This window comes from Bacteroides sp. (genome assembly GCF_030151085.1).
In the GTDB taxonomy this organism is placed as follows: domain Bacteria; phylum Bacteroidota; class Bacteroidia; order Bacteroidales; family Bacteroidaceae; genus Bacteroides.
The window spans coordinates 40,274-66,274 of sequence record NZ_JASLER010000092.1 but is presented as its reverse complement, the minus strand read 5'-3'; the positions used below and the strand labels follow the sequence as shown (position 1 = coordinate 66,274).

The 26,001-nt window shown below is 39.0% G+C and carries 20 protein-coding genes and 2 pseudogenes; 9 read left to right on the top strand and 13 right to left on the bottom strand.

The window, feature by feature from the left end; genetic code table 11:
* A pseudogene (locus Q1W14_RS19685) lies at positions 1–457 on the top strand (hypothetical protein); the annotation flags it as partial.
* A 275-nt stretch (positions 458–732) separates the two neighbouring features.
* Positions 733–963, top strand: a pseudogene (locus Q1W14_RS19680) (DUF1016 N-terminal domain-containing protein); the annotation flags it as partial.
* Positions 964–1,119: 156 nt separating this feature from the next.
* Here the strand turns inward: Q1W14_RS19680 and Q1W14_RS19675 are convergent.
* Positions 1,120–2,946 (bottom strand): hypothetical protein, encoded by a 1,827-nt coding sequence (locus Q1W14_RS19675; protein ID WP_300704382.1) that lies wholly within the window; start codon positions 2,944–2,946, stop codon positions 1,120–1,122.
* On the bottom strand, positions 2,939–3,613 hold the full coding sequence (locus Q1W14_RS19670) for a hypothetical protein (RefSeq protein ID WP_300704381.1): 675 nt from the start codon (positions 3,611–3,613) through the stop codon (positions 2,939–2,941). Before Q1W14_RS19670 ends, Q1W14_RS19675 begins: the two co-directional genes overlap by 8 nt.
* Positions 3,614–4,028: 415 nt before the next feature.
* On the opposite strand from Q1W14_RS19670, the gene Q1W14_RS19665 reads away from it, so the two are divergent.
* The 5 genes from Q1W14_RS19665 (at position 4,029) to Q1W14_RS19645 (ending at position 9,847) form a co-directional block, all read left to right on the top strand.
* Positions 4,029–5,759 carry a DUF262 domain-containing protein gene (locus Q1W14_RS19665; protein WP_300704380.1) on the top strand — a complete coding sequence of 577 codons (1,731 nt, stop codon included), beginning with the start codon at positions 4,029–4,031 and terminating at the stop codon, positions 5,757–5,759.
* Positions 5,756–7,549: a DUF262 domain-containing protein gene (locus Q1W14_RS19660; protein WP_300704379.1), complete on the top strand. Its 1,794-nt coding sequence runs from the start codon at positions 5,756–5,758 to the stop codon at positions 7,547–7,549. Before Q1W14_RS19665 ends, Q1W14_RS19660 begins: the two co-directional genes overlap by 4 nt.
* Before the next feature lie 159 nt (positions 7,550–7,708).
* Positions 7,709–8,173, top strand: a complete 465-nt coding sequence (locus tag Q1W14_RS19655) for a DUF4494 domain-containing protein (protein WP_300704378.1) — start codon at positions 7,709–7,711, stop codon at positions 8,171–8,173.
* 7 nt (positions 8,174–8,180) lie between these two features.
* Positions 8,181–8,846, top strand: a complete 666-nt coding sequence (locus tag Q1W14_RS19650; protein WP_300704385.1) for a YggS family pyridoxal phosphate-dependent enzyme — start codon at positions 8,181–8,183, stop codon at positions 8,844–8,846.
* 23 nt (positions 8,847–8,869) lie between these two features.
* Positions 8,870–9,847, top strand: coding sequence for a dihydroorotate dehydrogenase-like protein (locus tag Q1W14_RS19645; protein ID WP_300704377.1), 978 nt, complete (start codon positions 8,870–8,872; stop codon positions 9,845–9,847).
* Between the two features lie 82 nt (positions 9,848–9,929).
* On the opposite strand, the gene Q1W14_RS19640 is transcribed toward Q1W14_RS19645, so the two are convergent.
* Positions 9,930–11,831: a nucleoside-diphosphate sugar epimerase/dehydratase gene (locus Q1W14_RS19640; protein WP_300704376.1), complete on the bottom strand. Its 1,902-nt coding sequence runs from the start codon at positions 11,829–11,831 to the stop codon at positions 9,930–9,932.
* A gap of 181 nt (positions 11,832–12,012) precedes the next feature.
* Positions 12,013–13,338 (bottom strand): PhoH family protein, encoded by a 1,326-nt coding sequence (locus Q1W14_RS19635; RefSeq protein WP_300704375.1) that lies wholly within the window; start codon positions 13,336–13,338, stop codon positions 12,013–12,015.
* A 96-nt stretch (positions 13,339–13,434) separates the two neighbouring features.
* On the opposite strand from Q1W14_RS19635, the gene Q1W14_RS19630 reads away from it, so the two are divergent.
* Positions 13,435–14,688, top strand: coding sequence for a folylpolyglutamate synthase/dihydrofolate synthase family protein (locus Q1W14_RS19630; RefSeq protein ID WP_300704374.1), 1,254 nt, complete (start codon positions 13,435–13,437; stop codon positions 14,686–14,688).
* Here Q1W14_RS19630 and Q1W14_RS19625 read toward each other — a convergent pair.
* From Q1W14_RS19625 to dnaN, 7 genes are all read right to left on the bottom strand, one after another.
* Positions 14,656–15,030: a RidA family protein gene (locus tag Q1W14_RS19625; protein WP_300704373.1), complete on the bottom strand. Its 375-nt coding sequence runs from the start codon at positions 15,028–15,030 to the stop codon at positions 14,656–14,658. The two genes, Q1W14_RS19630 and Q1W14_RS19625, sit on opposite strands and share 33 nt — an antisense overlap.
* Before the next feature lie 232 nt (positions 15,031–15,262).
* The gene (locus tag Q1W14_RS19620; RefSeq protein WP_300704372.1) at positions 15,263–16,966 is read right to left on the bottom strand and encodes a serine protease; all 1,704 of its coding nucleotides are present in this window, start codon (positions 16,964–16,966) and stop codon (positions 15,263–15,265) included.
* A gap of 137 nt (positions 16,967–17,103) precedes the next feature.
* The gene (gene rlmB, locus Q1W14_RS19615; RefSeq protein WP_300704371.1) at positions 17,104–17,850 is read right to left on the bottom strand and encodes a 23S rRNA (guanosine(2251)-2'-O)-methyltransferase RlmB; all 747 of its coding nucleotides are present in this window, start codon (positions 17,848–17,850) and stop codon (positions 17,104–17,106) included.
* A gap of 64 nt (positions 17,851–17,914) precedes the next feature.
* Positions 17,915–19,573 carry a DNA repair protein RecN gene (gene recN / locus Q1W14_RS19610; protein WP_300704370.1) on the bottom strand — a complete coding sequence of 553 codons (1,659 nt, stop codon included), beginning with the start codon at positions 19,571–19,573 and terminating at the stop codon, positions 17,915–17,917.
* 52 nt (positions 19,574–19,625) lie between these two features.
* Positions 19,626–20,864, bottom strand: coding sequence for a bifunctional phosphopantothenoylcysteine decarboxylase/phosphopantothenate--cysteine ligase CoaBC (gene coaBC, locus Q1W14_RS19605; RefSeq protein WP_300704369.1), 1,239 nt, complete (start codon positions 20,862–20,864; stop codon positions 19,626–19,628).
* A gap of 48 nt (positions 20,865–20,912) precedes the next feature.
* Positions 20,913–21,686 carry a 3'-5' exonuclease gene (locus Q1W14_RS19600; RefSeq protein WP_300704368.1) on the bottom strand — a complete coding sequence of 258 codons (774 nt, stop codon included), beginning with the start codon at positions 21,684–21,686 and terminating at the stop codon, positions 20,913–20,915.
* A 107-nt stretch (positions 21,687–21,793) separates the two neighbouring features.
* On the bottom strand, positions 21,794–22,918 hold the full coding sequence (gene dnaN, locus Q1W14_RS19595) for a DNA polymerase III subunit beta (protein WP_300704367.1): 1,125 nt from the start codon (positions 22,916–22,918) through the stop codon (positions 21,794–21,796).
* A 163-nt stretch (positions 22,919–23,081) separates the two neighbouring features.
* Between dnaN and Q1W14_RS19590 the strand changes: the two genes are divergently transcribed.
* Positions 23,082–23,456: a DUF3127 domain-containing protein gene (locus Q1W14_RS19590; protein WP_300704366.1), complete on the top strand. Its 375-nt coding sequence runs from the start codon at positions 23,082–23,084 to the stop codon at positions 23,454–23,456.
* 57 nt (positions 23,457–23,513) lie between these two features.
* Here Q1W14_RS19590 and Q1W14_RS19585 read toward each other — a convergent pair whose 3' ends face one another.
* Together Q1W14_RS19585 and Q1W14_RS19580 are read right to left on the bottom strand one after the other, a co-directional pair.
* On the bottom strand, positions 23,514–25,157 hold the full coding sequence (locus Q1W14_RS19585) for a DUF3352 domain-containing protein (protein WP_300704365.1): 1,644 nt from the start codon (positions 25,155–25,157) through the stop codon (positions 23,514–23,516).
* A gap of 72 nt (positions 25,158–25,229) precedes the next feature.
* A complete protein-coding gene (locus Q1W14_RS19580; protein WP_300704364.1) occupies positions 25,230–25,994 on the bottom strand; it encodes an MBL fold metallo-hydrolase in 765 nt (254 codons plus the stop codon).
* Positions 25,995–26,001: the final 7 nt, after the last annotated feature.

The window sequence follows — 26,001 nt, the reverse complement described above, 5'->3', positions numbered from 1 at the left end:
GGAAGAACTGAAAGTGAAAAACGAACAGCCTGAAGCGGGAACCGATACACCTCCTTCAAATGCAGAAAATCAAAAGAATTGTCCGCAGCATGTAGACATTTTCTCTGAAAATGCATACAATTCGGAACAAAGCAAAGAAAGCAAAGCAAATGAAAGTAAAGCACTTCCCTCTCTTACTCCCCCGGGGGAGAACGGAGGAATGGCGGGGAATTCTGATTTAGATATTCCGGGCTATGCCTACAACAAGAATACACATAATCTGGAATGCCTCATGCTGACACTGCAACAGCTATTAATCACCGATAAAGAGGAGATAAAGAAGATCCTGAAACTATCCGACTACGGCCGATTGGGAGGATATGTCTGGAAAATATTCCACAGCACCAATTGGGGAAAGATAAACAGCAAAGGAGGGTATATCATCTCCATACTAGCAAAGGAAAGAAAGAAGACGTGAAGAAAATCAATTAGTAACCAGTGATTTAAAAGCAGAATGCAAGGTATTAATATCGTGTAATACAAAGTATTAACATCGTGTCGGCACGATATTAACTTCGTGTTAACACGATATTAATACTTTAGAAAACAATGGTCAAGAGACTACAAAGTATTCAAGAGTTATCAACACAATTTACATGAAAGTTCAAATATAAAAATAATTACAGCGGTGGCAATCTGTTATATAGACTTGCAGAAAAGTATGGCAAAGGATGATCTGTAGATTTAGATAAGTGTAGAAAGTTCTACCGGATTTATTCGTGTAGGAATTCGTCTACAGTGCAGACCAAATCTTCAGAATTCCTTCGCTTTGTTCTTTCGTGGAATCATTACCAGATTCTCATGCGAATAAAGAACTCTGACGAACGCAGTTTTTTTGAAATTGAGAGCCAAAAGCAAGATTGGAGTGTACGCCAGTTGCAGTGTCAAAATAAATACTTGCCGCTAAGCCATTGCCCCGTATAAATCTTTTGTGACAGTAAAAAAATTCTCATACAATAAAAAAGAGAAAATAAAGCAATTAATCCTGCGCATTATAAAAAACATTACAAACAATCAAGCACGAAACATTCAAGAGTAATTATAAATATTTCAATTGAAAGCTTGTTGCTCACTCAACAATCAAGTGGACTTAAACATTGTCTCATCTATGAATTCCGTGTGACCCAAAATACACAATAACATTGTGTCTTCGCCTAATCTATTTGAAAAGTCATAAGATGAGAGTTTACAAGGTATATTAAAAAAAAGCAAATGCCAGTCTAAATACTTTTTTAATGAATACAGATTATTCCCTTTCAGATATATGGATTTAAGATTATCATTCTCATCAACACTCAAAACCATATATAAAATCCATGGGATACTCTCATTAGATTTTTTAAAGGTAATATCATTATAATCATCTGTTTGAAAAATATTATAATACAAATCTAAGAGCCATAACTCCTTTCCTGTTGACCCGTTTTTTTTATTCACATTTAGAACCTCTTCATCTAATCCCATATTCCTCAATAGAGTGTGATAAGAATAATAAACAGGATAATGAGGTGTCTGAACTAACTGATAATCGGAATAGGGCTCGATTTGAAAGAATCTATTTAGGCATTTAGAGTTATTACAAATGTGTTCTCGCGATTGTGTAGTATTATTAACAGTATGAACACCTGAATAATAGAAATATAAACCTTGCAACTGTTCTGATATATGAGATTCGTTCTCTGTAGAAATTAATTGGCGTGAAACAAATCGATTACTGAATTTTTCCAATATTTGGGATGCCTCATTTCTACCAATAATTTCGCATTCTAATATGTTGTTCTCAAGTGGATCATTGTTAACCCCTACCACTGTTTGGTTCTGTTGCATCATTTGTGCAGATTGAAAAAAAGAGATTTTATACTCAGAACATTCCGGAGGCAAACATCTACATGCATTTTGCATTGCCCAAATGAATAGATACATATTTAGTCCATTCACTATTTCTACATTTAGAAGAATTACAGGAATATACGAACGGAATCTATCAACCATTCGCGCTATGTTTGAAAAAATATCAGCTGATTTAAGACAATCAAAGTTTTTATGCTTTGTTATGTATGATAGCGAATATAGGAAAGTCAGTGAGAGTAATGAATATGTTAAATCTAAAAACTCCTCTTTTTTCTTTTCAGGAAGGAGGAAAAGAGCATTAAGAATTTCAAAGCATAACATGCAAATTCCATAATTTTCATAAGAATTAGCAACAGCAAGCCTAAGGGCTTTAGGATTCAATAATGCTGATAAAGATGGCTTTACAACAATTAGAGATGAAGAAAAACCGAGTCCATAGGCAACAAGCCAATTCTTATAAAAACTATTTATACTTCCATGAATAATCGTAAACATCCATGTCCGGTCTTGTTCATAAAGAAAATCACGAGATAATGAAAATTTCTGACCTCTATCATTTGGTATTAAAATAATACTATTTTTTGAAGTGGAACGACAATTTATAAAATCACCTAACAATTCATTGTAATAGTTAGGATGTTCTGACAAAAACAACAAGAAACTATCAATAAAAGGCTCTTCTAAGTTAAGTTCGGTGAAGTGAGCATTGGCTGTGATTGAAGATAATATTGGGATAATTTTTTTCTTCTTATTGTAGAACTGCTGGTTATTAGTAAATTCTAGAGTAGACCATAATAGGTTGAAAATTTTCTTGAATTTTCTATAGATAGCCTGCTGTTTATTATCAATAGAATTGAGAAATTGTGTATCATCAATATATAATCCCAATCCCTGAATTTCGAATGCTTTAACACCAGGTAACCGATTTATACAGTCTATAATTTCAGTTGAAATAGATGCAGATAATGTCTTCCAATTACTATCATTAGAAGACATTATAGAGTTGACTGTTTGGCTTAGTCGGTTAAAAATGAGAAGCCAATTGTCATCATTCATAATATTCTAATTTCAGCTGACGGTCGGGTATTTCAAGAGTGAATAATTCAACCTCGTCAAAATCATCGAGGTTCACGGTAAAACGGTATCCCTCTCCACTATAAATGAGACAATTCCCATTACGGGAAATAAGTCGAGCTGACTTACGCGACAATGAAGGTGTAATTGAGACTGCAAGATTTGACTCTCCATTGGAGAATGAAAGTTCAACTTTTCGAGGAACCATGGACTGTTCAACATATTTGCCGTATTGGTAGCGTTTGTGGCAACTCGACATGAAGACTCTTATATCTTTATCGAAGCCATTTGTGGCACAATGCTTTTTATAGAAGTAGTCTTCCAGAAAGCCAGGCATCCCATCCCACCCTATATTAAGACAAATGTTTTGTGTGAGATTTTCTACATTTTGATGAATGATTGGATATTCATTTCCTACAGAGTTAGGAAAGATAGCTGCGATACTACGAAAATTCGAATAATTATCCGCAAAAGCCATTTGTGGCACAGAATACACTTTAGGTCTCTTAGGACATTTCTCAAGTATCCATTTGCAGGCTACATTAATAACATCAGCTGCAAGGTCGTCTGAATTTAGATAACCTATTCGATTCTTTAAGTCCGTTAGCGAACTAAGGACAAGACTACGAGCTTCGGAATCTGTAATCATTGTTATAGGGATTAATTTGTTGTGTTATTATTTATTACAATTCTTCTATAAGAAACGTATCAATCTGAGTATAAAAATACAAAAAATCCATTATATATAGACTTTTAAAGCACTAATATCACAGATTTTATTTGATTTACAATTCAAAACCACGATTTTGTCTTATGTTTACTATTGAATATTGATATCTTACCTTAATTTATCGAATAGCAACTTTGGCAAGGAACTTTCCATTGATACTACGTTTTATATAATCTAGTAACAAATAACAACTCACATTTTACCATCTTGCATAATAAAACGAGTCAGGTTTTTCGTACCTTTACAGCAGAAATTTCAAAACAGACAAATGAACAACGAGAAATGATATATTAGATACCTATGAAAACTTGTATATCATTAAAAACATTTAGCTATGATTACCATTGATCTTTCATTGCTTGAGCATATAAAATCGGTCTATCCCAATAAAGCAGAAGACATTTACGATCATATTTACTGGATAAGACAATATAACCGATTTATTCAGGTTCCTACCCCAATTAAAGATACACATGTACACTATGAGATATGTTGCAATAGTGTAGAATTGCATTTCGAGGGGGAAGATTGGGACGAAAAGTATAAACGCTTGATTGATTTCCTTATGACTAAAACTGAGTCCCAACTCCTTTTGGAATGGGAAGTCTGGAATTGTGGTTACAGATGCTATTGTACTACAGGCATTAATACACATGCTCAGTTGTATGAGATTTTAGCTTTTTTCATAAAGACATTTGACATGCTTATTGAACAGTTCTATGAATCTACAGCTGCTTTCTCGAGCATTACTCTTGAAGAAAAAGATATCCTTCAAAGACAAAAGGATGTAGTAGAATTATATAACCTATCCCTTAAAGAGATCTTGGAACTTCCACTATCAATTCCTGATTATCAGAGGATTTACTGCTGGGAAGAGAAAAATGTTAAATGTCTCTTAACCGATTTATTTGAGCATACAGGAATAAAGAGCCGAAATCAATATAGATTGGGTACTGTCATTCTGCATCACAATAGGGATCGCTATGATATCATTGATGGTCAGCAAAGATTAGTGACCTTGTCTCTGCTAATGCACGAACTGGAAGTTACCCCAAAATTGTTGCATGAAAAAATTACATCTAAAGAATCACACTCTTATATAGCCTACAATAAGTACCTTATTAGCCAATTTTGTCGCAAATTTCTGTTTGACAAAGCAAAGCGGGCTACAGAACTTTTAGAGCATGTAGATTTCAGTGTATTGGTATTGCAGAATGCCTCCATTGACTTAGCGTATACCTTTTTTTCGAATACAAATTCAAGAGGTGTAACCCTTACCGATTACGACTTGCTCAAAGCACATCATCTTCGGTTTATCCCATCAGCACTCGAACAACAATCTACCAGAGCAGCTGCTACCTGGAATAAAATGATAGAGGAAGGAAGAAGCAGAATTGATAACCAAGAGAAACCGGAATATGTTGAAATACTCGATACCTACATCTACCATTTAAGAAAATGGATGAGAAAAAAGGATATTGAGGATAGCCAAGAATATAGAATCAAGAACGAATATGAAGCAGCACCGGTAATTGCAGAAATTGCACCATTTGGCGAAAAGTTTTATTTTAATGAATCCATACAAGGTGGGACACATTTCTTTTTCTTTGTAGAACAACACTTGCAACATTTTAAGTACTTTGCACAGACTGAAGAATACAAAGTACTTCATAGCCACATGGATGGTGAAAGCCATTGCTTATATCGTAATGTTATTGAGGCTCTGCTTTATGCATATTATCTAAAATTTAACAAATTCTGTTTGACTGATGCCTTAGTTGTCATTATGCGAATTATACTTCAACACCGTTATACCAATGCCAAAGCAAGAAAAAACTCTATTACAAAATATGTAGCTCAATCCGAAATTATATTAATGCTGGACCAAGCCACTTCCCCAACCTTCTTCCTTGCTGAAACGAACAATATAACCAAAGAACTCACGTTTCCTCTCCAACAAGATATGAAGCCAATAGGGAAAAGAATGCGCAATATCGCAAGCACTATCAGCAAAAATCTCGACAAGTACATGGTTATTGAATCATTTAAGAAAATTAATGTATGAAATATACTCCGAAACAAATTGTAGAAGAAAAACTTTTCTTTATAATACCTATTTATCAAAGACTCTTTGAATGGAATCCCGAAAACATACTTACCCTCCTGCATGATTTGAAACGTACATTTGAATTATCTCAAAGTCCCGATGATTATTACATCGGCATGTTGACGGCTACCGAATCGCATGAACTTGTGGATGGTCAACAGCGTTTTACCGCTATGATGCTTTTGGGATGTACTCTTAAGGATTATGATTGTTGGAGTAGTTTTATCTCTTCAAATGAAACCCCAAGGCTCAAGTTTGTTGCACGTCCTGCTGACGATAACTACTTGCAACATCTTATTTACAATGATGATAACAATGTAAAATCATATGTAAATTTGAAGATGGAAGCTGGTACGAAAGCTATTAAGTCATTCTTCGAAAACCTCAATGGGCAGACCGAATCCCAAAGATTTGCGGAATACATCTTCGAACATTTGAGTTTCTTCATATCAGAACTTCCGAATGGATATAGCCCACAGGATTTAAATAAATATTTTGAAAGAATGAATTGTTCAGGTAAGAACTTGGAACAGCACGAAATCTTGAAAGTCAAACTTTTGACAAACATGCCAGAAGAAATAAATCTATATCTGCAATTGTGGAATGTTATCGCAGATGTAGATACTCCCCTTATCAGGAAAAGTAAAGAGAATGATGATGTCAAGGCAAGAAAGCATCAAGCCTTTCAATCAAGTCTCAACGAAATCATTCACCAAAATATCATCAATGGATTAGGCGACCTGGAAGAAGACGAATCTAAACTTATCCTTGATATACCTCCCACCATGGCATCACCTAAAGCCACAAGAACTACAGATAGAGAAAGCAGGTGTTCGCTACGCTTTCCCTACCTCTTATTGCATACCCTCTACTGGAAGTACAAAAATATAATCAATGAAAGTAAAGAAGAGTTCTTTAATCCGGGCAATCTGCTTGAAATATTCTCCAAATATTTACCTTATGAAGGTGACAAAGTGAATATTGAAGATATATCGGACTTCATAGACAAGTTATTTCGCAGCCGTCTGATTATGGACATTTGCTTTATTCGTCCAACAGAGTATGGTTACGACCTCGATATGAATCTTCCGGAAGATAATGAGGAAAGAAAGAAGCTCCTCATGCTGGAATCTATGTTGTATGTTTCTTCTTCCAACTTTACCAATTACAAATGGTTTGGCTGGTTGATGGATTATATATTACCCCATAATCAAATTCCAAATGCTCATGATTTGTATGAAGAATTGAAACGAATGGATGATAAAGAACACGAGCTACCCAGTTACGAATCGCTCTCCTATGGAAGCGATATTCGTTATTGGTTCTGGCGGTTAGACTTGTATGTATGGCTTCATAGAAAGGAGATATTTGCCGACAGTCCTTCGGAATTGGAGGTTACTAATAAATATGTATTCATCAGAAACAGAAGTTTGGAACATATAGCTCCTCAAACTCCCCAAAGTGACTCAAATACAAAATGGGAAGATACGGAAGAAGATAGTGCGCTTAGAGATAGTTTTGGAAACCTTGTAATGATTTCACAAGGACTGAATTCGTCATTACAGAATGAATCTTATGAGGTAAAAAGAGCACATGTGGAAGCATATTGTAATGGAAGTAAAACAGGCTCTATTGAAAGCTTGAAACTCTTGATTGTTTATCAATCTCATAAAAATAATTGGGATAAAATGGCTATCCGTATTCATGGTATCAAGATGTATGAATTGTTAAAGAAATCACTAGAATAAGCATTTTGCATATTCCTTCATTAATAAGCAATTCAACGACATTTCTCCCATTTTATTCGGCACTTACAGAGATTTTCCGTAAGTTTGTACTGCTTTTGGCGAGCATAGGCACGCATCAAAAGAGTAATAATAAACCAACTAATTAAAAAATAGAAAATTATGGCAATGCATACATGGTTTGAGTGCAAAATCCGTTACGAGAAAACAATGGAAAACGGTATGAATAAGAAAGTAACTGAACCTTATCTGGTAGATGCACTCAGCTTTACAGAGGCCGAAGCACGTATCATCGAAGAAATGACTCCTTTTATTTCGGGCGAATTTACCGTATCGGACATCAAACGTGCCAACTATAGTGAATTATTTCCTAGCGAAGAAGAATCTGCCGACCGCTGGTTTAAATGCAAATTAGTTTTCATCACACTCGATGAGAAAAGCGGTGCTGAAAAGAAAACTTCCACTCAGGTACTTGTACAAGCAGCTGACTTGCGCGATGCTGTGAAGAAGTTGGATGAGGGCATGAAAGGTACAATGGCTGATTATCAGATTGCATCCGTATCAGAAACTGCTATCATGGATGTATATCCGTATAGCGCAGAACCGAATGACAAACCGGAAGTGTAAATTAGGTATGATTGCAGAGAATTTAAAACAAATACTGAGCGAACTGCCTGAAGGGGTACGACTAGTGGCTGTTTCCAAATTTCACCCTAATGAGGCAATAGAAGAAGCATATCGTGCCGGACAACGTATATTCGGAGAAAGCAAGGTACAGGAAATGACTTCAAAATATGAAAGCCTGCCTAAAGATATTGAATGGCATTTCATCGGACACCTGCAAACAAATAAAATTAAATTTATTGTTCCATACGTAGCATTAATTCATGGTATTGATTCCTTCAAGTTGCTTACCGAAGTTAATAAGCAAGCCGCAAAAATAAACAAAACCGTTCATTGCCTGCTCCAACTGCATATAGCACGCGAAGAAACCAAATTCGGATTCAGTTTTGAGGAGTGCCGGAAAATGTTGGCATCCGGTGAATGGAAAGAACTCAAAAACATTCGGATATGTGGATTAATGGGAATGGCGACAAACACTGATAATGTTGAACAAATTAAGGCAGAATTTTGTTCTTTAAGTAGCTTCTTCCAAGAAATGAAATCCGCTTGGTTTGCTAATGAAGAGTCATTTCGAGAATTATCAATGGGAATGTCTCACGATTATCACGAAGCCATAGCAGCCGGAAGCACATTAATACGTGTAGGAAGCAATATTTTTGGAGAAAGAACGTACTAATAACTTATAACTAATCCTTTATCATGGCAACATTAGAAACTACTTTTGCAGGGTTGAAACTCAAGAACCCCATTATTATCAGCAGCTCCGGACTGACAGACAGTGCTACAAAAAATCAGAAGTTGTATGAAGCAGGTGCTGGAGCCATCGTTCTCAAATCCCTTTTTGAAGAGCAAATTATGAGGGAAGCTGACTGGCTTGGTGATCCCAATATGTATCCCGAAGGTAGTGATTATCTGGTAGGATATGTTCGTGAACATAAGATAGGTGAATACATAACTTTAATCAAAGAGAGTAAGAAAGTTTGTAATATACCCATTATAGCCAGTATAAACTGCTATCAGGACGCTGACTGGATTGAGTTTGCCACCAAAATTGAAGAAGCAGGTGCTGACGCATTGGAAATTAATATTCTTGCGCTGCAAACAGATATAAACTATGTGTATGGCTCTTTTGAACAACGCCACATTGATATCTTGAGCCACATAAAAAAAATGATCAAGATTCCTGTTATCATGAAGTTAGGCGACAACCTTACCAATCCTATTGCACTCATTGACCAATTGTATGCCAATGGGGCAGCTGCAGTAGTAATGTTCAACCGTTTCTATCAACCGGATATCAATATTGAGAAAATGACTCAAATCTCCGGCAACGTATTCAGCAACGAATCTGATTTAGCCAAAGTCTTACGCTGGATTGGCATTGCTTCTGCAAATGTAAACAAGATGGATTATGCAGCATCAGGTGGAATTCACTCTCCGGAAGGTGTTGTAAAAGCCATATTAGCAGGCGCTTCGGTTGTAGAAATATGTAGTGCGCTCTATCAAAGCTCTTATTTCATTATTGAAGAATACATTCGCTTCCTGAATTTATGGATGGACCGCAAAGGTATGGAGACAATTAATCAATTCAAAGGCATTTTGAATGTGAGTGATCCAAAGGGAGTTAATACATTCGAACGTACGCAATTCTTAAAATACTTCTCCTCACGCGAGTAAGAAGAACTAAATAGATATAAAATAGGGTGGTAAAGTGCTTTAGCAGGCAACTTTACCACCCTATTTTATATCTATACTTTTTTTATGACTTCTTATCCAAAGCTTCGAAACAAGAATTCTTACTGACAAACTCCGGAACGATATCTTTCATTGCGCTTACAATCTTCATTTGATCATATGTATAACTAACATCAATGAGTTTTTGGATACGTTCCTTTACTTCATCATAATCATACTCACGCACAGTAGCAATCATTATCTTCTCATGATAAGTAGGCTTGGTCAGCTCTTTCACATTCAGAAGTTCTTCATACAACTTTTCACCATGACGCAAACCTGTAAACTCAATCTTTACATCTGTACGGCCGGACAGGCTGATCATACGTTTGGCAAGGTCTACAATCTTCACCGGTTTACCCATATCAAAGATGTAGATCTCTCCACCATTCCCCATACTACCGGCTTCAAGTACCAAGCGGCAAGCTTCGGGAATAGTCATGAAATAACGTATAATTTCGGGATGAGTAACTGTTACAGGACCACCACGCTGAATCTGATCACGGAAACGAGGAATAACAGAACCATTAGATCCCAATACATTCCCGAATCGAGTAGTGATGAATTGAGTGGCTCCACCTTCTTGTTGCAATTTCTTAGCCAAAGACTGCACATAAATTTCGCAAATACGTTTGGAACATCCCATCACATTGGTAGGATTAACTGCTTTATCAGTCGAAATCATCACAAATTTCTCAGCACCATATTTCACAGCCAAGTCGGCAATAGAACGTGTACCAAAAATATTGACCTGTATAGACTCAGAAACATTATCTTCCATCATAGGTACATGCTTGTAGGCTGCTGCATGGAAGATATACTGAGGCTTGAATTCCTGGAATATCGCCTCCATACGAGTCTGGTTGGAAATATCGGCAATAATCGTTTCCGCATCAATATCACGCCACCGGTCTTGCAACTCCAGACGAATATCATGCAAAGGAGTTTCCGCCTGGTCTACCAAAATCAGTTTATAAGGATTAAACGAAGCAACCTGACGCATGATTTCACTACCAATAGATCCGGCTGCACCTGTTATCATAACTCGTTTACCTTCCAGATGGGAAGCCACTTTATGAATATCTATCTCGATAGGATTACGTTGCAAAAGGTCTTCAATCTGAATTTCCTTCAGTTGGGTACGGTTTAATGTCTGACCATTCCATTCGCTTAATGGAGGGGCGGTCATCAATTTGATATTATGTGCCAACAAGCGATCCGCCATATCCGATTTTTTCAATTCCTCCATCTTGGCAGGAGAAATAATGATGGCTTGCACATCGCGGTCACTCAAGTTATCAATCAATGTGTCATCGTTAGGAAACACTCTGACACCCATCATCACTTTATTTATCAACTCAGGCTCATCAGCAATAAATCCACGCAAGCGGTAATGATTACGCAAATTCACACGCAATGCCTTAGCAATATTTACCCCAGCTTCCTTAGCTCCATAAATAAAAACATTTGCGCTATGTGTTCCATCAAAGTTCAACGCTTCAAAGAATGTTTTAACAACGATACGCGAACATGCCATCATGGCAAAGCTAATGATGTACGACATGAAAAGCACACTGACCGGAGCCAAATTGAAATTCATATAACTTTCAGCCAATACACTCGCAATCATCAACAATGCGTAGGACACTGTTAACGAAACAAAGATACGCATGATATCCACAAAAGATGAAAAGCGTAATACGTTAGAGTATGTCCGGAAAACACGGAAAAACACCAGATTGACAACAACCGTCCATAAAATTGTTCTATCTATGGTGGAAGATTCCAGAAAAATACTTCTGAAATCATATCGGAGTGCATAAGCCAGCAGACTAGATATGACGATGATAAATACATCAATCAATAGAATAGTCCAAATAGGTAATACCTTTGCAGAAAGGTATCTATGAAAAATTCTTCGCTTCATTTTGCTTGACAGTTTTGTTTTTAGGCGTGGCAAAGATACATTATTTTGGCTAAAGCGAGCAAGAAATAGATAAAAAAATATTATAATAAAAAATTAACATAAGCAGAAATCGCCCCTTCCCCTCTTTTATGTCGTAGAGAAGATGGGGCGGATATTATTTATCTCGCTAGAAATGTCCTGTTTACATTAAATTGCTAGCTAATTCACTCAACTGGCTACGCTCTCCTTTCACCAAATTAACGTGGGCAAATAAATTCTGATCTTTCATACGATCTATCATATACACAAGCCCATTGGACTGGCTATCAAGGTAAGGCTGGTCTATTTGTTGGATATCACCCGTAAATACCATCTTTGTACCCTCACCTGCACGGGTAATAATAGTCTTTATTTCATGTGGGGTCAAATTCTGAGCTTCATCAATAATACAATAAGTTTCACTCAAGCTTCGTCCGCGAATAAAGGCTAATGCTTCTATTACTAATTGTTCACTTTTCTGCATATCTTCCAAGCGTTTTACCTCTGAAGAGTTAGAAGCGAACTGATGTTTGATCACATTAAGATTATCGAACAATGGCTGCATATAGGGAGCTACTTTTTCGTTAGCATCACCAGGCAAGAAACCTAAATCTTTATTCGACAAGGCAACAATAGGACGAGCTAAAAGAATCTGTTTGTACTCGGTAAGTTTGCCTAAAGCGGCCGCCAATGCCAACAGGGTTTTACCGGTTCCGGCTTTACCAGTCAATGCAACCAATGTAATATTAGGATCATTCAAAACTTCAAATGCAAAACTTTGTTCGGCATTACGTGGCTCGATTCCGTAATTTTTGGATTTGTTTACCCGGCAAACAGAATGGGTAAAGGGATTATAACGCGCAAGTACACTATTTCGGTCACTCTTCAAAACAAAGCATTCATTAGGATGGATAACATCCTTAAAGTCGAATTCACTAATATCTATTCCCTCTTTTGAAGAATAAATACGATCGATTAAAGCAGGATCAACTCCTTCGAAAACTTCACTCGACTTCTCGAATATATCGACATTCACCACTTTGTCGTTGATATAGTCCTCGCATAGCAGGCCGATAGAGCGGGCTTTCATGCGCAGATTAACATCTTTCGTAACAAGAATGGATTTCATATTAGGCTTCTTTTCGGTAAGCCAGTCTAATACAGTCAAAATCTGATGATCGGGAATACGCGTAGGAAACGATTCACGTACCTTGGGAGATTCTATTGCTCCTGCCACTACAAACAAACGTCCCAGCCCCTCACCTAACGATGCTCCCTTCGTAAAGAGATTGTCGTCTGTAATTAAGTCGAGTTCGCGGACAAACTCACGGGCATTGAAATTAATCTGCTCATTGCCTTTCTTAAACTTGTCCAACTCTTCAAGTACTACAATGGGAAGATAAATGTCGTTCTCTTGGAAATTTTTCAAACAGTTATAGTCGTGAAGGATTACATTGGTATCAATCACAAAATTTTTCTTAGCTCCCATACTCGATAGATTTAAATAGTTAATATCTTTGTTGCTTATAAAGATAAACAAATTAATAAGCAGAAAGGATTCCTTTCTTGTTAAATATTACAAAAGATGGATTATCAGGACACTTTATCTTACTTATATAACAGCGCACCTATGTTCCAGCAGGTGGGCAGTTCGGCATACAAAGAAGGGCTGGAAAATACTATAGCACTGGATAATCACTTCGGACATCCTCACCATTCATTCCGTTGTATTCACGTAGCGGGTACTAACGGCAAAGGTTCTTGTTCGCATACACTTGCTGCAATATTGCAAGAAGCAGGTTATCGTGTGGGGCTTTATACCTCTCCTCATTTGATAGACTTCAGGGAGCGTATCCGCATCAATGGCGAACCTGTACCGGAAGAATATGTTATCCGTTTTGTAGAAAAAGAACGTAGCTTCTTCGAACCGCTACATCCTTCCTTCTTTGAATTGACCACTGCTATGGCCTTCCGCTACTTTGCTGATGAGAAAGTAGATGTGGCTATCATCGAAGTCGGTCTTGGAGGAAGATTAGATTGTACCAATATCATCCGACCTGATTTATGCATCATTACCAATATCAGTTTTGACCATGTTCAATTCCTCGGAAATACATTGGCTAAAATAGCCGGCGAAAAAGCAGGCATCATAAAAAGTGGAATTCCCGTTGTGATAGGTGAAACAACTCCCGAAACCCGACCTGTATTTTTGAACAAGGCGCAAGAAGTAGGCGCACCTATCTATTTTGCAGAAGAAAATGACCGTGAGGATTATCCCGGGATCGAGTGTGAGTTGAAAGGAATCTATCAAAAGAAGAATACTCGTACTGTTCTTACGGCTCTTCCTCTCCTGAAAGAAATCGGCTATCACCTGGATGAACAATCAGTACGTAGTGGCTTTGCCCACGTCACCGAACTGACCGGCTTAATGGGGCGATGGCAGAAACTTCAGGATACCCCTACCCTGATTTGTGATACAGGGCATAATGTAGGAGGCATTACCTACATTGTAGAGCAACTGAAGCAACAATCTTACCACCAACTGCATATTATAGTAGGTATGGTAAATGATAAGGATATCCGCGGAGTATTAGCATTACTGCCTAAAGAAGCGATTTACTATTTTACTAAAGCCAGCGTTAAGCGTGCATTACCCGAGGAAGAATTAGCTAAACTGGCGGCTACCGAAGGACTTCAAGGTGCGTGCTATCCGGATGTGCCGGCTGCCGTGCGGGCTGCACAAGAAAAAAGCCTCCCGGAAGATTTCATCTTCGTAGGAGGCAGTAGCTTTATTGTTGCCGATTTGTTAGCGAACCGCGATGCACTCAATCTCCACTAAGGCATCTTTAGGCAGTGCTTTCACGGCAACAGCCGAACGTGCCGGGAAAGCACCGTCAAAATAGGTAGCATATACTTTATTCATATCAGCAAACAAAGACATATCCGCCAGGAAAACCGTAGTCTTTACAATATTTGCCATACTCAAACCTGCTTCATCGAGGATGTGCTTCACATTCTCCAATGACTGGCGGGCTTGTGCTTCGGCACCTTCTGCCATCACTCCGGTAACAGCGTCAATAGGCAACTGACCAGATACAAATACCATTCCATTGGCTTCTATTGCTTGACTATAAGGACCTATAGCTCCCGGTGCCTTTTGGCTACAAATTACTTTTTTCATTGAGTTCTTAGTTTATTATATTAATAATCAATTCATTATTTCGTCTACGATAAAAAAAATCAGGATATATGCAGTATTTCCTCTATAAACGCATTTATTATATAAATACACAAAAGAAAAATTCACTCATAACCTTATTAATACCTAAGACTTAACTTTAATTTTAACACGGGGGGAAAGTTTCCCCAAATAAAGGCTCTGCTTGGGAAAACAGAGCCTTTGTTTTTATTCACTATTTGCAATGCTTTGCAATCAATTCATCTACATTAGGATCACCTAACTCCTTCGCTTTGGCAAAGCTGGCACAAGCTTCTTTATTCAATTTCAACTGAACTTGTGCAATACCCATCAGACGATAAGCTTCTGCGTATTTAGGATCTATCTCCAAAGCTGCTTTCAGGACTTTCAGAGCTTCATCATTACGCCCCACACGAATATTGATTACTGCCAATTCTGCACGGTAAGTCAAGTCTTTCGGGCTTAGTTCAATAGCTTTATCCATATCATCCAATGCACGTTGATATTGTTTTGCTTTCAGCGCAGCTTGTTCACGATAATAATAGAACATATCGTTTACTTCACCCTTTACAGCCTTAAAGTACGCATCATAATCCAGCATTGCATTACGTGCCTGATCAGCATTCATACGAACTTGGGCACGTTCCAGCAGATAAGGAGCAGCTTCTACGGTATAAGGTTCTGTAAAACGTGTTACACAGCTATCCAACAATGCTAAAACTTCTTCGGTAGGTGCCTGCATCAATTCTTTAGTTTTTGCGGCACTATAGAAGGTTGCGGCAGATGCCAAGTTTGTTTTATTCACTTCTTCATATTTAGCCAATGCTGCCGGATAATCTTGTTTAGCAAAGAGAATATCACCTTCCAATTGGACATAAACCGGAAGTGCTTCGATAGCTATAGCCTTTCTAATTTCATCCAATGCTTTATCGTATGACCAATCCTTATAAACTTTTTCCGGTTTACCCAGTTGGTAGCTATAAATCATTTTAGCGCGATTAAAATAAGCATCGTCTTTCTTCTGGGCAACTTCCAGTGCTTTATCCATATCTGCCGCTGCTTTGTTCATCGAAGCATCATCAGTGGACAAAAACAACTGCTGGGAAGCACGACGAAGATAACCATCGGCACTAGTAGGATACTGAGCAATAAAATCATTCAAGATATCCATATACTTTTCAGGAGACAATTGCGAAGATGCCATGTATAAGAATACCAAAGCTTGTTCTTCGGTATCAGGCAAAGCTTTCTTGATTCCGATTCCCTTCAAGGACATATCGCTATAAGATAGAGCACTTACACTCTGAGCCATAGCAAAGTTTGCATCAATAGCATAGCAAATAGTGGCAGTATCTTGTCCGGATGACTTTTGAGCCAAACCAAATACTTGTCCGTCTACGGTCATTACCGGGCAGCTTACCATTTTATCTTTCAAATGCATGTCAAGTGTGTAGTAGTAATAATTTCCTGCTACTTTACTGGCTTCTTTCACTTTTCCTGCTGTATAGGAGCGGTCTTTCTGAGTAGAGTATGATAACAAGTATACATCAGCCCCAACCACAGGATCTGTAGCAGCCAATGTCAAGGCAGGCACTTTCTTTCCTGATATACCCACACGGAATTTAACAACATCGTAAATATCGTTAGCTCCCATAACAGACTCTACCGGCATTTGCACACCATCCGAGTTTATCACAACTGCACGTTGGGCTCCCTTAAACAAGCTGTAATCGGATAGTGCCACACCATCTTCCGTTACAAAAAAGCCATTTCCTGTGTTCAGTATTTTGTCGCTACTGTCATAAGTCACTACGGAAAAGACCGAACGTTTGGCCTTTTCCACCCATTTGGGCGCTTGCGCTACACTCCATTGAGTCAACAAACAGAGAGTAAGCAATAAGAAGGTTTTCTTTTTCATATTTCAATTATCTTTCTTTTTATTCTTGAAATCACGCATCATCTGTTGGCCCGAAATGCATCATCTGTTTGCATCAAATACATCATCTGTTTGGGTGAAATACATCATCCGTTTGGGGTAAACAGATCATCTGTTTTTTATTCCTGTGGAGTACGTTGTTTCACAGCTTCATAAATCAAGACTCCGGCAGCAACCGATACATTAAGCGATTCAATGGTTCCCAACATAGGGATCTTCACCCATTCATCACATAATGCCAAATTATCGTATGATACCCCTCTATCTTCAGCTCCCATAATGATACACATCGGTCCGGTATAGTCAGCCTTTGTATAATCATAATCTCCCTTTTCAGTAGCAGCTACAATATGGAAACCACTGTTTTTGAGGAATTGCAAAGTTTCTTTCAAACTTTGCTCACGGCAAACAGGTAAGGTATGCAATGCGCCGGCAGAGGTTTTCATAGCATCGGCATTTACCGATACACTATTCTTAGCCGGAATAATTACGGCATCTACTGCTGCACACTCACATGTACGGGCAATAGCACCAAAATTACGAACATCCGTAATTCCATCCAACATTACAAATAGAGGATTTTTACCTTGCTCAAAAAGGAACGGTACCAAGTCTTCAGTCCTTTGATAAGTAACCGAAGATACAAAAGCAATCACTCCCTGGTGGTTTTTACGAGTTATGCGGTTGATGCGTTCCACAGGAACACGTTGTACCGGTATCAACAACCCTTTCAAGGCGGCAAATAACTCTTTGGACAAGTCACTTTGGATATCAGTTTTCACTAGTATCTTGTCGATTTCTTTTCCTGCCTGAATGGCTTCTATCACGGCACGAACGCCGAAAATCATTTCACTTTTATCAACCATCTATTTATTTACGATTTAATTATTTACGATTTACGATTGGAGTTACTATTTCACTAATCATTTTCTACAGCCCAAGCAAAGCTTTGGCATTATTCAAAGCAGCTTCGGTCAAGGTAGCTCCGCTTAGCATGTGAGCTATCTCTTCTACCCGTTCCTGATCGGTCAGTCGACGGATATGGCTGTTTGTCTCAGTTTCATTGTCTTGTTTATATACTTTATAATGGGCACATCCACGAGCGGCAATTTGTGGTAAGTGGGTAATACTGATTACCTGACGATCACTCTCACCCATTTCTTGCATAATATCTGCCATACGGTCGGCTATCTCACCTGAAACGCCGGTGTCTATTTCATCAAATACGATTGTAGGAAGTTTGACTGCACCTGCTATCATGGCTTTGATAGATAACATGACACGGGCTATTTCACCGCCGGATGCTACCGAAGATATGCTTTGCAAAGTTCCATTCTTATTGGCAGAAAACAGGAAGTTAACGGTATCAGCGCCATGTACTCCCGGTTCTTTACGAACACCGATTTCTACCTGAAAGCGAACGTTAGGCATTCCTAATGGCATCAAACGTGCAGCCATCTGTTTCTCAACTTCATGAGCAGCCAATGTACGGGATTTAGTTAATATAGCCGCTTGACTTTTCACCTTATTATATAAAGAGTCACAACGGGTCTTCAATTCTTCAATATTCTCTTCGGAGGAAGTGATAGCAGAAAGTTTGGCAGCATATTCTTCCGCCAAGGACAAAAGCCCCTCAACTGTGGTTACACGATGTTTTTGCTGGAGGGTATAAATCAAATTCAAGCGTTCGTTCACTTCTTCCAGTCGTGCCGGATTGAATTCAATTTCTTCTTCCCTGTCCGATACTTCCTGAGAAATATCTTTCAATTCAATATAGGTACTCTCCAAGCGTTCGGCAAATTCTCCGGCAGGAACGTAAACCTTCTGCAATCCTAGCATTGTATTCAAGCAATCTTTCAGTCCGGCTAATAAGCCACCTTCATCTGAATATAATGTTTGATTCACACGGTACAATCCTGCTTTGATATCTTCGGCATGACTCAGTGTATCAGCCTCTTGTTCCAATTCTTCTTGTTCACCTGCCAACAAATGTGCTTCTTCCAATTGTTCCAATTGAAAACGAATAAAATCTTCATCAGATTTATCCTGTTCAGCATGGGCTAAAAGGTCTTCCAAATCTTGCTGCGCCTGTTTCCATTCTTTGTATAATGCTTGATATACATCCAGATCTTTTTCATTATGCGAAAGTATATCCAGTACATTGAGTTGGAAACCCTCTTTATTCAATAAGAGATTTTGATGTTGAGAATGTACATCTATCAGTTGTTCACCCAGCTCTTTCATCTGCCCCAATGATGCCGGAGTATCGTTAATGAACGCCCTGCTCTTGCCTGAAGAATAAACTTCACGGCGAAGAATACATTCGTCTTCATACTCCAATTCATTGTCATCAAAGAATGGACGCATACCATAGGCAGATATATCAAAACGTGCTTCAATAACACACTTCGATGCTCCGATACGGATAGACTTCACATCAGCACGTTGCCCTAACAACAAACCGATAGCTCCCAGAATGATGGATTTACCTGCACCTGTTTCACCTGTAATTACAGAGAAGCCACTGCTGAAATCAATATCAAGCTTCTCAATCAACGCATAATTCTGTATGTAAAGTGAACGCAACATGTTATCAATTAAGAATTATAAATTATTAATTCAATCACAACTTTGCAAGAACCTACTTTGTTTCTTGCAATACCTTTGCTAAATGATCTATAATATCCGTAGCAACTTCTGCTTTAGATTTCAGCGGATAATCGGTTTTATTCTCCCGATCAATGATACTGATTTTATTGGTATCGTAACGAAAACCTGCTCCCTCGTCATTGAGAGAGTTCAGAACAATAAAATCAAGATTCTTCCGATTGAGTTTATCTTCGGCATTCTGTTGTTCCTGATTGGTTTCAAGAGCAAAACCTACCAATACTTTCTTGGCAAGTTTAGAAGTCAATGTACTCTTCAATTGTCCCAAAGTAGCAGCAATATCTTGCGTCGGTTTCAGATGAAGAGACATATTTCCGGTTTTTTCCCGTTTGATCTTTTCATCAGCTACCTGCTCCGGAGTGTAATCAGCTACAGCTGCCGACAAGATAGTGGCATCCGCATTGGCAAACAAAGAAAGTGCCGCATCATACATTTGCTGTGCCGACTCTACATCGCAACGTTGGTATACCGGAAAGTGAGTTTTTTGCTGAACCGGTCCCGTGATCAAGATCACTTTTGCCCCCCGACTAGTACATTCATCAGCAAGTGCAAATCCCATCTTTCCTGACGAATAATTACCGATAAAACGCACCGGATCAATCTTTTCGTAGGTAGGTCCGGTTGTTATCATAATGGTCTTCCCTACCAGATCGCCTTCTTTTGCCGCAAAGTATCTCTCCAAATGGAGAATGATAGTTGAGGGTTCTTCCATGCGTCCTTTTCCAACAAGATGGCTGGCTAGTTCTCCTGTAGCAGGTTCTATAATATGGTTACCGTATGAACGCAGTGTTTCCAAATTCTTTTGTGTAGAAGGATGGGCATACATATCCAAATCCATGGCAGGAGCCACAAACACAGGAGCTTTTGCCGAAAGATAAGTAGTAATAAGCATATTATCGGCAATCCCATTTGCCATTTTACCAATGGTAGAAGCCGTTGCAGGAGCTATCAGCATAGCATCTGCCCATAAGCCCAGATCTACATGGCTATTCCAAGTACCATCACGCTGGGCAAAGAATTCACTGATAACCGGTTTACTGGTTAAAGCAGACAAAGTAATAGGAGTAATAAATTCCTTACCGGCAGGGGTAATAACAACCTGCACTTCTGCACCGCATTTTATCAATCCACGGATAATATAACATGCTTTATAAGCAGCAATACTTCCGGTGATACCTAATATTATTTTTTTTCCTTTCAGCGTATTTGCCATGATGTAAGTTACAAATTACAAATTAACAGCTATCACCTATGTGTCCTGTTACTTTTGAGTCATTTCACGCAGACGTATTTTTGTCAACGTCGCCTTAGTATTCAGAGTAAAATCACTGTTTAAAATCCAGCTGTAGTAACCCGGATCACGCTTTAAAACTTCTGATACAGACATCCCTTTGTATTTACCGAAATTGAAAACTTCCACTCCATTATCATCATAAACCATGCGACCGGCAAAGTCAACATTTTTGTTATAACTGGAATATTCGGAAAGAAAAGCTACATCATTCTTTAAATCTTCAGGATATCGTTCCAATTGAGACATCAACACTTCGTAAGTGGCACGCGTATCTGCTTCGGCCGTATGTGCATCTTCCAAATTTCTGCCACAATAAAATTTATATGCAGCAGACAAGGTGCGCTGTTCCATCTTATGGAAAATAACCTGCACATCCACAAATTTACGGCGAGTCATATCTATTTCGACATCAGCACGAAGAAATTCTTCTGCCAGAACAGGAATATCGAAACGGTTGGAGTTGAAACCGGCAAGGTCGCAGCCCTCAATATCATTGGCTATTTTCCGCGCTACTTCTTTAAAAGTAGGACAATCAACCACATCTTCGTCGTAAATACCATGCACGGCAGATGATTCGGCGGGTATAGGCATTTCGGGATTGATGCGCATGGTTTTCGCTTCTTCATTCCCATTTGGATAGACTTTGAAATAGCAGATTTCAACAATCCGATCAGAATTAATGTTTGTACCGGTAGTCTCTAAGTCGAAGAAGACAAGCGGATTTTTCAGATTTAATTTCATGGAATTTTGTATTTACTGTTTTTCACCACAAAGGACACAAAGAGTACAGAATGCAAACTCTGTACTCTCAGTGTCCTCATTATGGGAAGACAAATCGTTCAGTTCTTTTAGTCATTCAGCATCATCGGCATCAACAACATCAACAAATCTTCGTTTTCTTCCTGCTCCACCGGAACAATGACACCGGCGCGTGAAGGATCAGCCAATTCCACAATAACTTCGTTAGAAGAGAAGTTATTCAGTATATCGATCAAGAAAGTTGATTTAAAACCGATACTCATCGGATTGCCTGTATATTGGCATATCAAAGTCTCTTCCGCAGAAGTAGAGAAATCGATATCCTGAGCAGAGATAACGATAAGATTTTCCTGCATACGCAGTTTTATAAGGCTACTTGCCTGAGAAGAGAATATAGATACACGGCGTAATGCTCCCACCAATTGCTGGCGATCTACCGTTACTTTGTACGGGTTATTTTGTGGAATTACAGAGTTGTAATTCGGATAACGACCTTCAATCAAACGGCATACCATGCGATAGCTTTCCAAAGTAAACACAGCATTGCGTTCATCAAATTCAATAGTAACCGCACCTTGTTCCTTAGGCAACAAGTTCTTCATCAAAGAAGCCGGTTTTTTAGGAAGGATGAAAGCAGCACGTTCGTTACCTTTGGCAGCCAACGTTTTGCAACGAACCAATTTATGACCGTCTGATGCAACCATAGTTATATCTTCGGTAGTAATATCAAAATAAATACCGTTCATTACAGGACGAAGTTCATCGTCAGCCGTAGCAAACACAGCACGATTGATACCACCCAACAGAATCTGCGCATCCATTTCTACTCGTACAGCATTGTCACCCAACATAGCCGATTGTGGGAATTCATCCGCATTCTGCCCCATCAGGCTGTATTTACCATTCTGATACTGTACTGTGATTTCGAGAGAATCCGTATTTATCTCAAACGTCAACGGTTGTTCGGGGATTTCTTTTAATGCATCCAATAATGTCTTGGCAGTCACAGCAAAACGTCCGTCCATATCACTTTCGTTCACTTCGACTGAAGTAACCATAGTTGTTTCACTATCAGAAACCGTAATAGTCAAAGTTCCGTCTTGCAGTTCAAAAAGGAAGCAATCCAGAATAGGCAGTGCATTCTTCGAATTAATCACTCGGCTAATAGCCTGCAAATGGCTGGAGAGTGCAGTACTTGAAACGATAAATTTCATATAATCTGTATATTTAAGTTTTTATTTTGTCTTCTTTTAAACTAACGGACAAAGTTAAAAAAAGAATTCCCTACAACAAAGAAATACTAAGAAAAAACAGCCGATTATTCGTCTCATATTACTAAAAAATTGTAACTTCGCCGCATCATTAAAATAGAGAACAATGGAATTTACAGGAAAAATTATTGCTATACTCCAGCCCAGAGGCGGAGTTTCCAAGACAGGCAATGAGTGGAAATCACAAGAATTCGTAATCGAAGACCACGGTCAATACCCCCGCAAAATGTGTTTCGACGTTTTCGGAGCAGATAAAATAGAGCAATTCAATATCCAGATGGGTGAAGAATTAACCGTATCCTTTGACGTAGATGCACGCCAATGGCAAGACCGTTGGTTCAATAGTATCCGTGCATGGAAAGTAGAACGTGTAAGCGCTGCCAATGCAGCACCGGCACCGGGAGCACCTGTTCCTCCTCCGGCACCATCTGCTGCACCCGAGTTTCTTTCAGGAGACGCAAAGGATGATCTGCCTTTCTAAACAGGAATCAACATATCAACAAAAAAGGGAAAGCATGCTTTCCCTTTTTTGTTGATATCAATCAGGCTCACTTCCTTTATAGAGGAGTACAATATTAGGATAAACTATTCCGTCCGTACATGTAAACTGCACTGCAAAGATAAAATGACGGAAGAATTTTGCCTGGCGGAAGAAAAAATTAGGAATCAATCGCACATAGGTTTCCGGTTGACGCAACATCTCTTCCATATCGGCCATCATCACGAAATTGTAAGAAGGAGACAAACTGCCGATTCCTTCTTCATAAGTTGGCTTTCCATCCATCACATCCCCATTCTCTAGTGCATCAATGTAAGCCGAAAGACTCACGGCATCAGGAGCAAGCAAAAGATGCCCCTTATAAAAACAGGCAAATGTATAAAGCGCTGATTCCGTAATACCGGTCATCTGAGTCAACATCGTATTTCGAGGCAACACATATCGTTTGAATTTCCTGGCTTTGGGATATTGATTATAGTCAGGAGAAATCTTTGGTACATTCGGTGCGTCCTCCTCTTTAGGAGTAGTGTATAGCAAGGATTGCAAACGTCGTTCAGCCTCCAATTCATTCTTAACAGGAATGCTCATTATCGCACAAGGATGATTATCCAGAGTGTCATTGGCGTAGAACAAACAAGACATCACACTTTCACCACTATGCTCAGTCAGAAAAGTAATCCACTCTACATCACGGTTTTTGATATAATCAGAATAAGTTGCCTTAGCATATTCTTGCCGGGCAGTAAAGGTAAACACAGCCTCCCTATCCGAAATAGCCCAACGATCATAGAAGAAGGTAGAAGATGGAAGAGATGTTCCTGAGAAACCTTCCACCGGTTTCTGTTTGCGTAAAGCATTGATAAATGTCTGTGTGGTATCCACCCCGTGACTGATACCGGAACAGTAGATAGCATCTTCATTGAACTTCATATCAAATTCCGCCCAACTTCCCAAGCGAGACTGCGAACGAATACCATCGGTAGGCTTACCCATATCTACAGACTTCATGCGCACATAAACCGTAGCCGACACATTATTGTGTTTCCCTGCCTGCATAGCACGGAAAGAAGGAAGCTGCATCAACGATTCTTTCTTACGATATGCGTCAATTACATCTTCGATCAAATGTTTCTGAAAACTCACGGCCAAGAAATCCGGTGTAAAGTAAGCCGCCAAGAAGCGACCGTCTGCCATAGGATATATGCGTATCTCCTCTCCCTTATAATCAAAAAACTTGGAAGGAAAAATACTGGAACAATACTTTTGTATGAAAGACTCCACCAGCTCATAATCGCCCGAGCCGAGGGTACAATACAAAACTTGGTTCATTGGAGTATCCGGTTCATGGAAACTGATCATCATCTTATTCATCTGCTTGCTTAATCCGTGCGGAGTATCTTCCACCAAAGTATATAAATACTTTTTCAGATAAACAAAGAGTTCCGATACATACAGGAAATGATTGTCTTTGCTGCAATGCAATTGATTGATATCTTCTACCATTTCTGCCATACGATCCGTTTCAAGTATGGCTGTAGCATCTTGCGGAACCAAAGAATAGAGGTTAAAATCTTGTTGATTTTCTGCCGCATTCATCCTAAAATAAGAATACACACCGAAGCCCGTGCATAGTAGCACTACAGATACGATGACAGCTATTCTTATAACGACTCGGAGTTTCATGGCATTCACACAACAAGTTTTGGCAAAAATAACATTTTCTACTAATAAAACAAAACAAATGTTTCAAAAAGTTTAGAAATCTATTTCCAGTCCATCATAAGCATAGTGTACATGGGGTGGCATCTGCTTGCTCAACTCAGCATGAAGGCCGGCATGATGGCTCATGTGGATGAAATAGGTTTCCTTTGCCCCAATCCGTTCTGCAGTCGCCAAAGCCTCAGAGATGCTTTGGTGCGTTGGATGGGATTGCGGACGCAAAGCGTTCACTATCAAAACATCCAACCCTTTCAATTGTTCGTAAGAAGCATCGGGCATTGTCAGCATATCCGTTATATATCCTAAACGTCCTCCGATACGATAACCCAGAATAGGTAATTTGCCATGCATTACTTGTAGAGGTACCATTTCAGTCTCGTTTATATAGAAAGGGTTACCTGCTTCCACTTCGTGCAAGTAGATACGGGGTACACCCGGATATATCTTGTCGACAAAGCAGTAGGGCATCCGGATACGTAAATGATTGGCAGTATAAGCATCCGAGTAAATAGGGATCTCACCAAAACGGCAGAAAGGACGTAAATCATCCAGACCACCTACATGGTCGTAATGCTCATGGGTAATCAGCACACCATCGAGCTTCTCGAAAGTAGAAGTACGTAACATCTGTTCCCTGAAATCAGGACCACAATCTATTAAGATGGTAGCATCATCAGTATGCACAAGAGATGATGCACGCAAGCGGTTATCCCGCGGATCGGTAGAAGTGCAAACCGGACAAGTGCAACCTATTTCCGGAACCCCCGTAGAAGTTCCGCTCCCCAATATTTTTATTTTCATAACTTCT